Raw genomic sequence first — 13338 nt, forward strand, 5'->3', positions numbered from 1 at the left:
GGGTCGGCCACGGCTCGCGCCGGAACCCGGGCGACGCCCGGACGGCCAGGGCGCGGGGCGCCGAGCGGCCACGGAACGGCCGCGGCAGCGGCGGTGCGCTGGGCCCCCGCCCTGCAACGGCCACGCCGCGCGCCGCGATGCCGGGCGGCTCCCGGCTCGCGCCGGGGCGCCGGGCGATGCCCGCGCGTCCGGGCCGCTACGAGGGAAAGGCCGCGGCGGCGGTGGGCCGGGCCACTGCCGTGCGATGGCCCCGGCTCGGGCCGGGCGCCAGGCGGCGGCCGGGGGCGGCGGAGCGCCGGGGCCCTGCCGTGCGCCGGATGGCGGCTACGCGCCTGGCGGCAGCCGCACGGCGGGCGGCGGAGGGGTCGGCCGGGGCGGCGGTCCGCAGGGGGGACCGGGCCCCGGAGGGGCTCGGTCAGTCGCAGAGGGCGTTCTCGATGAGGTCGTAGGTGGCCTCGTTCTGGGCGTGCTGGCGGCCGGGGGCGCCGATGCGGTAGGTGAAGACGGCCGCGGCGGCGGAGCGGGTCGCGTCGGGGGTGACGGCCGTTTCGGAGATCGTTCCGAAGGAGCTGCCGCCGTGGAACCACAGGCCGTCGGGGCAGCCGGGGGCCGGGCGCCAGGCGAGGCCGAGGCCGTAGCGGGAGCCGGGGCGGGAGGCGAAGTCCTCGGCGGGGACGGTGCGCTGCATCTCGGCCAGCAGGTCCGGGGCGAGCAGCCGGCCGCCGAGGAGGGCGCGCAGGAAGGTGTTCATGTCGCCGGTGGTGCTGATGATGCCGCCGTCCGCCCAGCCGCCGGTGGCCACCGTGGTGTCGGTCAGGTCCTCGCGGCCGGGGAACTGGGTCCACGCGGGCGCGGTCGGCTGCGGCACGTAGGCGGAGGTGCCGGGGGTGAGGGTGCGGGCGAGGCCGAGGGGTTCGATGATCCGCTCGTGGACCTCCCGCTCCCAGGTGTGGCCGGTGGCCGCCTCGATGATCATCCCGGCGAGGACGTAGTTGGTGTTGGAGTACGCCCAGCGGGTCTCGTCCGGGGCGGGGAGCCAGCCGGGGCGCCGGGTCATGGCGAGGGCGACCTGCTCGGCGGGCGTGCGGACGCGGAAGCGTTCGGCGCGGTAGGCCTCGGGGGTGAGGGCGTCGGGGTCCTCGAAGAGGACGTCGGTGTAGTTGGGCAGGCCGCTGGTGTGCTGGAGGAGGTGGCGCAGGGTGATCCGGCTGCCGTCGTTGCCCTGGCCGCTCACGAGGCCGGGCAGCCACTCCTCGACGGTGTCGGAGAGGCTGAGCGTTCCCTCCCCGACGAGCTGGAGGGCGACGACGGCGGTGAACGTCTTCGTGTCGCTGCCGATGCGGTAGTAGGAGTCGTACGGGGCCGGGGTGTCCTGCGTGCCGGCGCGGGCGCGGGAGCCGCGGCCGTTCTCCTGGGCGGTCTCGGCGAGGACGGCGGTGGCGCCGGTGCGCTCCACGGCGCGGGCGTCGCGGGCGAGCTGCCCTCCCCCGTCCCCGCGTGCGGCGGGCGCGGCCGGGGCGACCTGCGCTCCCGGTCCGACGCCGAGGAGCGTCGCCGTGCCGACCGCCCCGACGCCCGCCAGGGCCAGGGCCAGCCGCGTCCATCCCGTCCGTCCGCCCTTGCCTGCGAAAAGCAGCTTCATGACAGCAGACGGTAGGCAACGCGGGCCCCCTTCGGCCATCCGGCCGCCCGGTGTCCGGGGGGTGGGGCCAGCCCCACCATCTCGACGGCGGCGGGCGGGCGTTGGGGCGGGCGTTGGGGCGGCTTCGGGCTCAGGCGGGCGGGAGGCGGTCGGCGAGGGCGGCGAGGAGGGCGGCGACGCCCTCGGGGCCGTCGACGGTGAGGTCGGTGGCGGCGGCCAGCTCCGCGACCTCGGCGCTGCCGCTGCACACGCGCAGGCCGGCGACGCCCGCGTCGCGCAGCTTGGCCACGGCCTCGAACGCGGCGAGGTCGCCGAGGTCGTCGCCCGCGTACAGCACCGCCTCGGCGCCGGTCTCCCGGGCCAGGTCGGTCAGGGCGCGGCCCTTGTCCATGCCGGGTGGGCGCAGCTCCAGGACGAGGCGGCCGGGCTCCAGGGCGAGGCGGTGGCGGGCGGCGAGGTCGGCCAGGGGGTTGCGCAGGGCGGCGAACGCGCCGGAGGGGTCCTCGGCCCGGCGCGTGTGGACGGCCAGCGCGCCGCCCTTGTCCTCGATGGTCGCGCCGGTGCCGTCCACGAGGGCGGGCAGCTCCTCGCGGGCGGCGGCGACGCCGGGGTGCGGCGGGGGGCGGTGGAGGCGGCCGGTGGCGGCGTCCCAGCGCTCCGCGCCGTAGGCGCCGAGCACGACGAGGCCGGAGAGCTCCGGGTGGCCGGCGAAGCCGCCGAGGCGGGCGGCCACCTCGGCGGAACGGCCGGTGATCACGGCCAGGGCGGCGACCCGCCCGGCGAGGCGGCGCAGGGCGGGCTGGGCGTCGGGGTGGGGGCGGGACTGCTCGGGGTCGGGGACGATCGGCGCGAGGGTGCCGTCGAAGTCGAGGGCGATCAGGGCACGGCCGGGGCGGGCCAGGAGCGCGGCGAGGCCGGCGCGGCCGGTGTCGGTGGCGGGCTCGGGGAGCCGGGGCGGCGGCGCTGAGGAAGGCATGAACATGACCTTACGCTGTGCGCCCGCGGCGCTGCGCTTCGCGTCGCCGGCGCAGGCGGTTGACCGTCACCGGGTCGTGGGCAAGGGCGCGCGGGTCGTCGAGCAGGGCGTTCAGGAGCTGGTAGTACCGGGTCGGGGAGATGCCGAGGCGCTCGCGTATCGCCCGCTCCTTGGCCCCCGCCGCGCCCCAGGACCGCCGCTCGACCCCCAGCACGGCCCGCTCCCGTTCCGAGAGCTCCCCTCCGCCGGCCGGCTCCCCCTGACTGCCTTGCTGTGCGTCCACGAGGCCGAGTGTAGGAGCCGCCACTGACAACGGCCGGACGGCCGGCCGCCCCCAGGCGGGCGCGGCGGGCGCGGCGCGGTTCGCGCCTCCGGCGCGCGGCGGATCGCCAGCGTCGGCTCGTCGCCTGCCCGCACCCTGCCGTGGGCGCCGGGTCGGCACGGCACGCGCCGGGCGCGTGGGGGCGCCGGGACCGGGCGGCCGTCCGGGGGCCATCGGTGCGCCGCGCGGGTCGCCTCCCGGCGCTTCGGACGACCGCCCCCGGAGACGGCCCGGGCCCCGCGCCGCCCCGGCCCGCGCGGCGCGCGATACGCCCGGCGCGTGGGAGTGCCGGGGGCGGGCGGCCGGCGTCGCGGGGCTTGTGTGCGGCCGTGGGCGCCGCTTGCGCGCGGCTCGCGCGGTAGTGGACTAGACCTCTTGGGCGTGTTCGGGTGAGACTGGCGGCTGTGAGTGGCCAGGAACCTCAGGAGAGTGCCCACGTGCTCGCCCTCGACGTGGGTGGGACCGTGCTCAAGGGCGCGCTGATCGGGGCGGATCGCCGCCCGCTGCACCAGGCCCGCAGGGCCACGCCGCCGGCCGACGGGCCCGGCGGGCCCGGCGCGCTGGTGGACGCGGCGCTGGAGTTCGCGGCCGAGTTGGGGGCCCTGGGCGCCGAGCGCCTGGGCCGCGCCCCGGCCGCCGCCGGGATCGTCGTGCCCGGCGTCGTGGACGAGCGGGAGGGGATCGCGGTCTGGTCGGCGAACCTCGGCCTGCGGGACGTTCCCCTGCGCCGCCTCGCGGCCGAACGGCTCGGCGGCATCCCGGTGCGCGTGGGGCACGACGTGCGCGCGGGCGGGCTGGCCGAGGGCCGGCTCGGGGCGGGCGCTGGTCTTGAGCGCTTCCTGTTCGTGGCGCTGGGCACCGGCATCGCGGGCGCCATCGGCATCGAGGGCCGGGCCGAGCCGGGCGCGAACGGCGCCGCCGGCGAGATCGGCCACGTGATCGTGCGGCCCGGCGGCGCCCGGTGCGGCTGCGGCCAGGCCGGCTGCCTGGAGACGGTGGCCTCGGCCGCCGCGGTCGGCCGTGCCTGGGCCGCCGTCTCCGGCACGCCGGGCGCGACCGCCGCGGACGCGGTGGCCGCCGTGCAGGCCGGGGACGCGCGGGCCGCGGCGCTGTGGCGGGAGGCCGTGGAGGGCCTGGCGGACGGGCTGCTGACGGCCGTCCGGCTGCTGGACCCGGCCGCGATCGTGCTGGGCGGCGGGCTCGCGGGGGCGGGCGAGACGCTGCTCGCGCCGCTGCGCGCCGCGCTGGCCGCCAAGGTCACCTTCCAGCGGATGCCCCGGCTGCTGCCCGCCGCCCTCGGCGACGGGGCCGGCTGCCTGGGCGCCGCGCTGCTGGCCTGGGACCTGCTCGCGCCTCCGGCGCCCCGGCCCCGACTCGCGGAGGCGACCCCGTGAGCCCCGCGCGCCAGGCCCGGACAACGGACGCCCCCGGCGCCGCGGGCGTCACCGGGCAGGGGCTCGTGCTCGCGGGAGCCCGCGTGGTACGGCCCGGCGGGGTGGTGGACGGCGGGCGGGTGGTCGTGCGGGACGGGCGGTTCGCGGCCGAGGCGGCGCGGGACGGCGGCGCGGCAACGCTCGACCTGGCCGGGCACTGGGTGCTGCCCGGGTTCGTGGACCTGCACGTCCACGGCGGCGGAGGCGCGTCGTTCTCCGCCGGAACGCCCGAGGAGGCGCTGCGCGTCATCGCCACGCACCGGCGGCACGGCACGACCACGATGGTGGCCTCCCTGGTCACCGGCGAGCTGGGCGAGCTGGCCGCGCAGGCGGGCGTTCTGGCGGAGCTGGTGCAGCAGGGCGAGCTGGCGGGACTGCACTTCGAGGGACCGTTCATCGCCGCGGCCCGCTGCGGGGCGCACGACCGCTCGCTGCTGCGCGAGCCGGACCCGGCGGCCGTGCGCAAGCTGCTGGAGGCGGCGCGCGGCACCGCGCGCATGATGACCCTGGCGCCCGAGCTGCCCGGCGGCATCGAGGCGGTGCGGCTGCTGCGCGAGCACGGCGTGCTGGCGGCCGTCGGCCACACGGACGCGACGTACGAGGTGACCCGGCGGGCCATCGAGGCGGGCGCGGCCGTGGCCACGCACCTGTTCAACGCCATGCCGCCGCTCGCCCACCGCTCCCCCGGCCCGATCGCCGCGCTGCTGGAGGACGAGCGCGTGGCGATCGAGCTGATCAACGACGGCACGCACCTGCACCCGTCCGTGCTGCGGATGGCCTTCCGCACCGCCGGGGCCGGGCGCGTGGCCCTGATCACGGACGCGATGGGCGCAGCCGGGATGGGCGACGGGCGCTACCCGCTGGGGCCGCTGACCGTGGAGGTCGCGGACGGCGTGGCCCGCCTGGACGGCGGCGGGGCGATCGCCGGGTCGACGCTCACGCTGGACCGGGCGCTGCGGCGGGCCGTGACGGTGGACGGGCTGCCGGTGACGGAGGCCGCGCGGGCGCTGTCGGGGACTCCGGCGCGGCTGCTGGGGGTGGACGGGCGGGTCGGGTCCATCGAGGAGGGCAAGGACGCGGACCTGGTGGTGCTGGACGCGGACTTCGTGCTGCGCGGGGTGATGCGCCGGGGCGCGTGGGTGGTGCGCCCCTGAGGCGCGGGGGCCCCCGCGCGGCCGTTACAGCGGCGCCGCGTCGCCGTCCGCCACGATCCCGATGTAGTCGATGATCACGTCGCAGGCGCTGGTGCAGGTGTACTGGACCGTGTTCTGTCCGGCCTGGAGGTCCACCAGGTTCCAGGTGCTGGTCCAGCTCCCGTCCCACTCCTGGCTCGCGGAGTTGAAGTTCCGCATGTTGACCGGGTCCTCGCGGGGCGTGCCGTTGACGGAGAAGCTCATGCCCTGGCCGTCCGTGATCACCGAGTACCCGGTGTAGAGCCGGTACTGGCCGGCCTCCTCCACGTCGAACGTCCAGGTGACGGTGGAGTTCGGCGCGCCCTGTATCGCGATGTAGGAGCCGTCCTCGGAGCGCGCGCCGCCGATGCCGGAGGTGCGGGAGGCGCCGTTGGCGAGCTCGAGCGAGGTCAGGTCCGCGACGGGCAGCTCGCCGGGGGGGGTCTCGTCGGTCGGCTCCTGCGAGGGCTCCTCGCCGCCGTCCGGCTCGTCGTCTCCGCCGTCCGTCGGGGTGCCGGTGCCCTGGCCGCCGGCGTTGGGCTCCTCCTCGCCGCCGCTGAAGACGATGGCCGCGCCGACGCCGAGCACCACGGCCAGCACGACCGCGAGCGCGCCGATCAGCAGGCCGTTGCGCCGGGGGTCGGCGGGGGCGGAGCGCCGGCGGGGCTGGCCGGGCCGGTGCGGCGGCGGGGCGCCCACCTGGGTCTCGGGGGCGGCGTAGTGCGCGTCGGGGGCCCTGCGGGCCGCGGGCGAGGCCTGGGTGCCCTGAACGCCCTGCGCGCCGCCGAAGGTGCGCTCGCCCACGGGGCGGACGTGGTGGTAGGAGGCGGGCCGCGGGGCCGGCTGCGCCGACGTCGCCCCGCCCTGGCCGCCCTCGGGGCGGTAGAGGTAGGCGAAGGGGTCCTCGTCCTCGCCGTTCCCGGACGTGCGCGCTCCCCCGTCCATCGCTCCCGCTCCCAACCTGTTCCCTCGCTGCCTGCCATGGCGTACGGCGGCGAGCCTACCCCGTTCGGGGGATGCAACCCGACCGATCCGGACGGGCGCCCCCGTCAGCCCGCGCGGCGCCGGCCCTGCGAGCGCGAGCGCTTCTCGATGTACATCCGCTGGTCGGCGGACTCCAGCACCTGCTCGGTGGTCATGCCGCAGGCGGCCCAGCCGATGCCGAAACTGGCCCCCACCCGCACCGAGCGGCCCTCCACCCGGATCGGCGGGATGATGCCGTTCCGCAGCCGGACGGCCAGGTCGGAGGCCTCGGCCGGGCCCAGGCCCTCCGCGAGGACCACGAACTCGTCGCCGCCGAGCCGGGCGACCGTGTCCCGGTCCCGGACGCCCTGTTCCAGCCGGCGGGCGACCTCCACCAGCACCGCGTCGCCGCAGACGTGGCCGAAGCGGTCGTTGATCGACTTGAAGCCGTCCAGGTCGCAGAACAGCACCGCCAGGCCCTTGCCGTCCCCGCCGGGCGCCTCGGGCAGCAGCACGTGTTCGTGGTGGTCGTAGACGGGCGGGGGCGGCGTGCCCAGGCCCTCGAACGCGTCGGTGGCCGCGCCGCGGGCGGCGGCGGCCGGGGAGCCGAACCGGTCGGGGGTGACGTCGCAGATGCGGCTGCCCAGGCGGGCGCGCAGCTCGGCGCTGTTGGGCAGGCCGGTGAGGGAGTCGTGGCTGGCGCGGTGGGCCAGGGCCAGCTCGTGGCGCTTGCGCTCCTCGATGTCCTCGACGTGGGTGAGCTGCACCTGCGGGCCGTCGGCGGCGTCGGCGACCACGGAGTTGCGCAGGGAGACCCAGACGTAGGAGCCGTCGCGGCGGGCCAGCCGCAGCTCGGCCCGGCCGCCCTCGGCGGAGGTGCGCAGCAGCACGCCGGTGTCCTCGGGGTGCACGAGGTCGGCGAAGCTGTAGCGGCGCAGGACGGAGCCGGGGCGGCCCAGGAGTCGGCACAGCGCGTCGTTGACCTTGATCAGCCGGCCGTGGTTCTCGCCGCCGACCTCCGCGATGGCCATGCCGCTGGGGGCGTATTCGAACGCCTGCCGGAAGCTCTCCTCGCTGGCGCGCAGGGCCTGCTGCTCACGTTCGAGGCGTACCAGGGCCCGCTGCATGTTGCCGCGCAGGCGGGCGTTGGAGACGGCTATCGCGGCCTGGGAGGCGTAGAGCTGGAGGGCCTCGCAGCCCCAGGGGCCCGGCCGCTTGCCGTTGCGGGGCTTGTCGACCTCGAGAACGGCCAGAAGTTCGCCGTCGGAGGCGTACATCGGCGCGAAGAGGCGGTCCATGGGGTGCCACTCGTCGGGGTAACGCGGGGCCGGGCCGGTGGTGTGCCACTGCGGGACGTCGTCGTGGTCGAGCACCCAGCCCTCGGTGTAGGGGATGAAGCGCAGCTCGCCCCAGCGTTCGCCCATGCTCAGGCGGCGTTCCCAGGAGTCGCGCGAGCCGGTGCGGCCGGCGATGGCGGCCTCGGCCTTCTCACTTCCGGCCACGGCGGCCACCAGCAGATCGCCGTCGGATCTGACCAGGTTGACGGCGGCGATCTCGAAGCCGAGGGCCGCGACGGCCCCGTTGGCGATGGTCTGGAGGGTGTCGGCCATACTGCGGGCGGTGTTGAGTTGAGCGACGACCTGGTGCAGCTCCCGCAGCGAGGCGAGGCGCACGTACGGCTCCGTCTCCGTTTCCATCACTCCCCCGGCGCGAAATGCACGTGCAGATACACAGGCCACTGAATCACAGGGCGCTGCCCACTAGGTACACAGGGTCAGCAATTAGTTGCCACCTGTGACTCATGTCACACAGTGAATGTGGTCGGTCGCGGGACGTAGGACGTTCCGCGCCCGGAGTCTGGTTCCCAGGTCCGATGCGTGCGGCCGGAGGGGGCGGTTAGCGTTGCCGGCGTGTCCCTACCCACTCGGCCCGCCGCGCAACAGAACTCACCCGTACCTCATTCTGAAGGAGTGGTGAGCGAGCAGGAATTCCGTGGCGCGATGGGCCGTCTTGCGGCGGGCGTGGTTCTGGTGTCCGCGCACGACGAGGAGGACGGCCCCTACGGCGCCCCGGCCGGGATGACGGCAACGGCCTTCCTGTCCGTGTCGCTCGACCCGCCGCTGGTGCTGGTGAGCGTCCGCACCGGCTCGCGGATGGACGAGTTGCTGGAACGCTCGCCGCTGTGGGCCGCCTCGCTGCTGGGCGAGGACCAGCGGGCCCTGGCGGCGCGGTTCGCGATGAAGGGGCGGCTGAGCGACCGTCTGCTCTTCCAGGACGTGCCGCACGTGGTGGGCGAGGCGAGCGGGGCGCCGCTGATCAAGGGGGCGCTGGCCACGGTGGAGTGCCGCACGGAGCAACGGATGGAGGCCGGGGACCACACGCTGGTCATAGGCCGGGTGCTCGCGGCCGGACTGCCGCAGGCGGAGGGCGGACCGCTGCTGTACTACCGCTCGGCGTACCGGCGCCTGGGCTGAAGGCCCGCGCGCGGCGGGGGCGTTGGTCCTGACAACGCCCGCGGCGGGCGTTGGCGCGCCGAACGGCCGTACTCGCCGCGGGCGTTGAACCCTCGCGCTCCGGGCCCCGGGCTCAGTCCCAGCGCTCGCCGCCACGGCCGCGGCTGCGCTTGAGCTCGGCGCGGTGGCGCTTCTCGCGGAGGCGGCGCTCCGTCACGCCGCGGGGCACGCGGCGCTCGCGCCGGGCGCGGGGCGGTGGGGCGGTCGCCTCGGCCAGCAGGGCGGCCATCCGGCGCGCGGCCGTTTCCCGGTTCCGCCACTGCGAGCGGTGTTCGCTCGCCCGGACCGTCAGCACGCCGTCCGTCAGCCGCCCGCCCAGCCGCTCCAGCGCGCGCTCCTTCCACACCGGGGGCAGGGCGCGCGTGGCGGCCAGGTCGAAGAGGGCCTCGGCCTGGGTGTCGGTGGTGTTGACGTGCTGCCCGCCGGGCCCGGAGGAGCGGGAGAAACGCCAGCGCAGCTCGGGCTCCGGGAGGCAGACCGAGCCGCGGATCACATACGGTCCGGACATGCGTTCCATGGTCCTCCGGACGGGCGCAGCCCGCACGCTGGTTTTTCGCGGAAACCGCGGCGGAACCGGGCGACCCCCTGACATCGTTGGGGACAGTGAGAGTAACGTCATCGCAAAGGCGACGCTGAGCGACACGGAAAGTAAGGGGATTTCTCCATGGGTGTGAGCCTCTCCAAGGGCGGCAACGTCTCTCTGAGCAAGGAGGCACCCGGGCTGACCGCCGTCACGGTCGGCCTCGGCTGGGACGTCCGCTCCACCACGGGCGCGGATTTCGACCTGGACGCCAGCGCCCTCGGTGTGAACTCCGCAGGCAAGGTCGTCAGCGACCAGTTCTTCATCTTCTACAACAACCTGACCTCCCCGGACGGCAGCATCCAGCACACCGGGGACAACCTGACCGGTGAGGGTGAGGGCGACGACGAGCAGATCAACATCAACCTCGCCGGCCTCCCGGCCGAGGTCGACAAGGTCGTCTTCCCGGTCTCCATCCACGACGCCGCCAACCGCGGGCAGAACTTCGGCCAGGTGCGCAACGCCTTCATCCGCGTGCTGAACCAGGCCGGCGGCGCCGAGATCGCCCGGTACGACCTCACCGAGGACGCCTCCACCGAGACGGCCATGGTCTTCGGCGAGATCTACCGCCACGGCTCCGAGTGGAAGTTCCGCGCCGTGGGCCAGGGCTACGCCTCGGGCCTCGCCGGCATCGCGCAGGACTTCGGCGTCAACGTCTGAAGCCTTCCGCGCCTCCGGGCCGGCGCCCCGACCTTCCGCGGTCGGGCGCCGGCCCGGCGCCGTTCCCGGCCCGCTGCCGGCCGTTTCCCCGCCGCCCGTCACGCCGGGGCACGATTGCGGGACGCCGCGTCTCGAATTAGGCTGCGGGTATGCGGACGATCCTGATCACGGGCTCAACTGACGGTCTGGGACGGTACCTTGCCCTGCGGCTCGCGGAGGCGGGCGAGCGGGTGATCGTGCACGGGCGCAGCGCGGAGCGCGCGGGCGAGGTGGTGGCGGAGATCCGGGAGGCGACGGGCGCGGAGGACCGCGCGGAGGCGGTGCTGGCCGACCTGTCCTCGCTGCGCGAGGCGGACCGGCTCGCGGACGAGGTTCTGGCGCGGCACGGCCGCCTGGACGCCCTGGTGAACAACGCCGGCCTGGGCGCCGGGCCGCCCGGCGCGGGCCGCGAGGAGAGCCCTGACGGCATCGAGCTGCGCTTCGCGGTCAACTACCTGGCCGGCTACCGGCTGGTCTCGCGGCTGCGCGGCCTGCTGGAGGAGACAGGCACGCCCGAGGCACCGGCCCGGATCGTGAACGTCGCCTCCGCGGGACAGCAGCCGGTGGACTACGCCGACCCCATGCTGGAGCGCTCCTACGACGGCCGCCGGGCGTACTCCCAGAGCAAGCTCGCCCAGATCATGCACGCCTTCGACCTCGCCGCGGAGCTGCCGCCGCAGGTCCTCGCCAACGCCCTGCACCCGGCGACGTACATGGACACCACGATGGTCCGCGAGTGGGGCGTCTCCCCGTGGAACACCGTGGAGACCGGCGGCCGGGCCACCTTGCGCCTGATCAGCGGCGAGAACGTCGGCACCGGCCAGTACTTCGACGGCGAACGCCCCACCCGCGCCCGCGAGGAGGCCTACGACGCCGACGCCCGCCGGCGCCTGCGCGATCTCTCCGACACGCTGATCGCCAAGGCCCTCGGCTAGCCCCTGCCGGGGGCTGCCCCGCGACGAGCCGCACCCCGCCCGTCGCCTGCCGGCACGGCCGCGAGCACCGCGGCGCGGAGTCGCCAGACGACGAGGGCAGGGGCCACGGGCCCGGCCGGCGGCTCCGCCGCTCGGACCGGCCGGACGGCTCCGCGCCGCCCCGGGTGCCGCGACGGGCCCGGCCGGTCGGACAAGACAGCCCCGCGCCGCCGGGAGGGCCCCGGCGGACCCGCCCGGTCAGTTCGACACGCGCACCCCCAGGCGGGCCGCCAGGCGGGGGGCCAGGTCGAGGAGTTGGGCGGGGGTGATGACCGCGCCGGAGAGGCGGTCCTCGCCCCGGGCGATGTCCAGGGTCGCGGCGCCGCGCAGGTCCACGTCGCGCAGCGTCGCGCCCGTCAGGTCCGCGCCGCGCAGCTCGCAGCCGGCGAAGGAGACGCGGTCCAGCCGCGCCCCCGCGAGGTCCGGCTCCACCAGGACGCAGCCCTCGAAGATCACGTCCGTCAGCCGGGCCTGCCGCAGGTTCAGGAAGTCGACCTTGCCGCCGGTCACCCGCACCCGTGTGAGCACCGCCCCGCCGAGCTGCGTGCCGCCCAGCCGCGCGTCGGTCAGGGCGACGTCCCGCAGCTCGGCGTCCGCCAGGTCCGTGCCCACGCCCCGCACGCCCGTCAGCTCGCTGTCGAGGAGGCGGGCGCGGCCCAGCCGTATGCCGTCCAGGCCGCAGCGGCGCAGCGCGCAGTCCAGAAAGGTCGCCCCCCGCCCGTCCTGCCCCGCCAGGTCGAGGCCGTCGAAGACCACCCCGTCGTAGTCCCCCTCCGCCGCCACCGCGCGCCCGCCGAAGGGCCGCAGCGGCGGCAGCGCGATCTCCGGGGCCCGCGGGGGCCGCACCACCTCGCCGCCCGCACCCTCGCGGGCCCTCTTCCGTTCCGCCATGACCTCCATCCTGCCGGGCGCCACTGACAACTCGGTCGGCCCTTCGGCACCGGCCCTTGACCTCAAGGGCGGTTGAAGTCGGAGGCTGGGAGACACCGCCGCCCGGCGGTGGCAGAGCCCAGAGGAGAACGCCATGCACGCCATCCGCCTGCACGCCTTCGGACCGCCGGAGAACCTGATCCCGGAGGAGGTGCCCGACCCCGAGCCCGGCACCGGAGAGGTGCGGATCGCCGTGGCCGCCGCGGGCGTTCACCTCGTGGACACCGCGCTGCGCGCCGGGCCCGTGGGCGGCCGTTTCCCCGCCCCCGAGCTGCCGACCATCCCGGGCCGCGAGGTCGCCGGGGTCGTGGAGGCGCTGGGTCCCGGCGCGGACCCGTCCTGGCTGGGCCGCCGCGTCGTCGCCCACCTGGGCATGGTCCCCGGCGGCTACGCCGAGCTGGCCGTCACCACCCCCGACCGCCTCCACCCGCTGCCCGAGACGCTGGCCCCCGACCGGGCCGTGGCCATGGTCGGCACCGGCCGGATGACGATGGGCATCCTGCGGTTCGCCGAGCTGGGCCCCGGCGACACGGTCCTCGTGCTCGCCGCGGCCGGGGGCATCGGCGCGCTGCTCGTGCAGTACGCCCGCCACCGCGGCGCCCGGGTGATCGGCGCGGCGGGCGGCCCGGCCAAGCAGGCCGCCGTCCGCGACCTGGGCGCCGACCTGGCCGTCGACTACAACGAGCCCGGCTGGGACGACCGCGTCCGCGCGGCCTACGGGGACCGGCCCGTCACCTGGGTCTTCGAGGGCGTCGGCGGCGAACGCGGCGTGGCCGCCATCCGCCTGCTGGCCCCCGGCGGCACCCACCTCACCTACGGCTACGCCTCCACGGGCCTGGGCTCGGGCGAGGCGGCCTCGCTGCCCGAGGAGGAGCTGAAGGCGCGGGAGGTCGTCTCCCAGCCCGTGCTCGGCGAGCCGCTGTTCGCCCGGATCGGGGGCGTGGAGAACCTGCGCGTGCTGGAGGAGGAGGCCCTGGCCCTGGCGGGCGAGGGAACGCTGGTCCCCCTGGTGCACCGCTTCCCGCTGGCCGAGGCGGGCCGGGCGCACCACGCGCTGGAGACCCGCGCCACCATCGGGAAGGTGGTGCTGGTGCCCTGACGCGCGGGCCGGCACCGGGCCGGCAGCGGCGACAG

Annotated in this window: 13 protein-coding genes; 6 read left to right on the top strand and 7 right to left on the bottom strand. The window is 76.6% G+C overall.

The annotated features are described in order from the left end of the window. Positions 1 to 415: 415 nt before the first annotated feature. The 3 genes from RM780_RS00655 to RM780_RS00665 form a co-directional block, all read right to left on the bottom strand. Positions 416 to 1642, bottom strand: a complete 1227-nt coding sequence (locus RM780_RS00655; protein ID WP_311628386.1) for a serine hydrolase domain-containing protein — start codon at positions 1640 to 1642, stop codon at positions 416 to 418. A 130-nt stretch (positions 1643 to 1772) separates the two neighbouring features. Next, positions 1773 to 2624 carry a trehalose-phosphatase gene (otsB, locus tag RM780_RS00660; protein ID WP_311628387.1) on the bottom strand — a complete coding sequence of 284 codons (852 nt, stop codon included), beginning with the start codon at positions 2622 to 2624 and terminating at the stop codon, positions 1773 to 1775. 4 nt (positions 2625 to 2628) lie between these two features. Continuing rightward, a complete protein-coding gene (locus tag RM780_RS00665) occupies positions 2629 to 2901 on the bottom strand; it encodes a DUF3263 domain-containing protein (RefSeq protein ID WP_311628388.1) in 273 nt (90 codons plus the stop codon). 443 nt (positions 2902 to 3344) lie between these two features. Here RM780_RS00665 and RM780_RS00670 point away from each other — a divergent pair, with 443 nt between their 5' ends. Together RM780_RS00670 and nagA are read left to right on the top strand one after the other, a co-directional pair. Beyond that, the gene (locus tag RM780_RS00670; RefSeq protein ID WP_311628389.1) at positions 3345 to 4334 is read left to right on the top strand and encodes an ROK family protein; all 990 of its coding nucleotides are present in this window, start codon (positions 3345 to 3347) and stop codon (positions 4332 to 4334) included. Between the two features lie 65 nt (positions 4335 to 4399). Next, a complete protein-coding gene (nagA, locus tag RM780_RS00675) occupies positions 4400 to 5527 on the top strand; it encodes an N-acetylglucosamine-6-phosphate deacetylase (protein WP_311628501.1) in 1128 nt (375 codons plus the stop codon). Between the two features lie 24 nt (positions 5528 to 5551). Here the strand turns inward: nagA and RM780_RS00680 are convergent, their stop codons facing one another. Then, positions 5552 to 6490 carry a carbohydrate-binding protein gene (locus tag RM780_RS00680; protein ID WP_311628390.1) on the bottom strand — a complete coding sequence of 313 codons (939 nt, stop codon included), beginning with the start codon at positions 6488 to 6490 and terminating at the stop codon, positions 5552 to 5554. 104 nt (positions 6491 to 6594) lie between these two features. After that, positions 6595 to 8205, bottom strand: a complete 1611-nt coding sequence (gene cdgB / locus RM780_RS00685) for a diguanylate cyclase CdgB (protein ID WP_311628391.1) — start codon at positions 8203 to 8205, stop codon at positions 6595 to 6597. Positions 8206 to 8418: 213 nt separating this feature from the next. Here cdgB and RM780_RS00690 point away from each other — a divergent pair, with 213 nt between their 5' ends. Beyond that, positions 8419 to 8982, top strand: coding sequence for a flavin reductase family protein (locus RM780_RS00690; RefSeq protein ID WP_311628392.1), 564 nt, complete (start codon positions 8419 to 8421; stop codon positions 8980 to 8982). Positions 8983 to 9094: 112 nt separating this feature from the next. Here the strand turns inward: RM780_RS00690 and arfB are convergent, their stop codons facing one another. Next, positions 9095 to 9538 carry an alternative ribosome rescue aminoacyl-tRNA hydrolase ArfB gene (arfB, locus tag RM780_RS00695; RefSeq protein ID WP_311628393.1) on the bottom strand — a complete coding sequence of 148 codons (444 nt, stop codon included), beginning with the start codon at positions 9536 to 9538 and terminating at the stop codon, positions 9095 to 9097. A gap of 147 nt (positions 9539 to 9685) precedes the next feature. Between arfB and RM780_RS00700 the strand changes: the two genes are divergently transcribed. Then, positions 9686 to 10261 carry a TerD family protein gene (locus tag RM780_RS00700; protein ID WP_311628394.1) on the top strand — a complete coding sequence of 192 codons (576 nt, stop codon included), beginning with the start codon at positions 9686 to 9688 and terminating at the stop codon, positions 10259 to 10261. A 149-nt stretch (positions 10262 to 10410) separates the two neighbouring features. Further along, positions 10411 to 11235 (top strand): SDR family NAD(P)-dependent oxidoreductase, encoded by an 825-nt coding sequence (locus RM780_RS00705; RefSeq protein WP_311628395.1) that lies wholly within the window; start codon positions 10411 to 10413, stop codon positions 11233 to 11235. Between the two features lie 237 nt (positions 11236 to 11472). Here RM780_RS00705 and RM780_RS00710 read toward each other — a convergent pair whose 3' ends face one another. Further along, positions 11473 to 12165 carry a pentapeptide repeat-containing protein gene (locus tag RM780_RS00710; protein ID WP_311628396.1) on the bottom strand — a complete coding sequence of 231 codons (693 nt, stop codon included), beginning with the start codon at positions 12163 to 12165 and terminating at the stop codon, positions 11473 to 11475. A gap of 133 nt (positions 12166 to 12298) precedes the next feature. On the opposite strand from RM780_RS00710, the gene RM780_RS00715 reads away from it, so the two are divergent. After that, positions 12299 to 13303: a zinc-binding dehydrogenase gene (locus RM780_RS00715; RefSeq protein WP_311628397.1), complete on the top strand. Its 1005-nt coding sequence runs from the start codon at positions 12299 to 12301 to the stop codon at positions 13301 to 13303. Positions 13304 to 13338: the final 35 nt, after the last annotated feature.

This window comes from Streptomyces boetiae (assembly GCF_031845405.1).
GTDB classification, from domain to species: Bacteria; Actinomycetota; Actinomycetes; order Streptomycetales; family Streptomycetaceae; genus Streptomyces; species Streptomyces boetiae.

Coding starts and splice junctions, on each gene's coding strand:
- RM780_RS00715 (WP_311628397.1), top strand. CDS start 12,299: ATGCACGCCATCCGCCTGCACGCCTTCGGACCGCCGGAGAACCTGATC.
- arfB (WP_311628393.1), bottom strand. CDS start 9,538: ATGGAACGCATGTCCGGACCGTATGTGATCCGCGGCTCGGTCTGCCTC.
- RM780_RS00710 (WP_311628396.1), bottom strand. CDS start 12,165: ATGGCGGAACGGAAGAGGGCCCGCGAGGGTGCGGGCGGCGAGGTGGTG.
- otsB (WP_311628387.1), bottom strand. CDS start 2,624: ATGTTCATGCCTTCCTCAGCGCCGCCGCCCCGGCTCCCCGAGCCCGCC.
- RM780_RS00655 (WP_311628386.1), bottom strand. CDS start 1,642: ATGAAGCTGCTTTTCGCAGGCAAGGGCGGACGGACGGGATGGACGCGG.
- RM780_RS00700 (WP_311628394.1), top strand. CDS start 9,686: ATGGGTGTGAGCCTCTCCAAGGGCGGCAACGTCTCTCTGAGCAAGGAG.
- cdgB (WP_311628391.1), bottom strand. CDS start 8,205: ATGGAAACGGAGACGGAGCCGTACGTGCGCCTCGCCTCGCTGCGGGAG.
- RM780_RS00680 (WP_311628390.1), bottom strand. CDS start 6,490: ATGGACGGGGGAGCGCGCACGTCCGGGAACGGCGAGGACGAGGACCCC.
- RM780_RS00705 (WP_311628395.1), top strand. CDS start 10,411: ATGCGGACGATCCTGATCACGGGCTCAACTGACGGTCTGGGACGGTAC.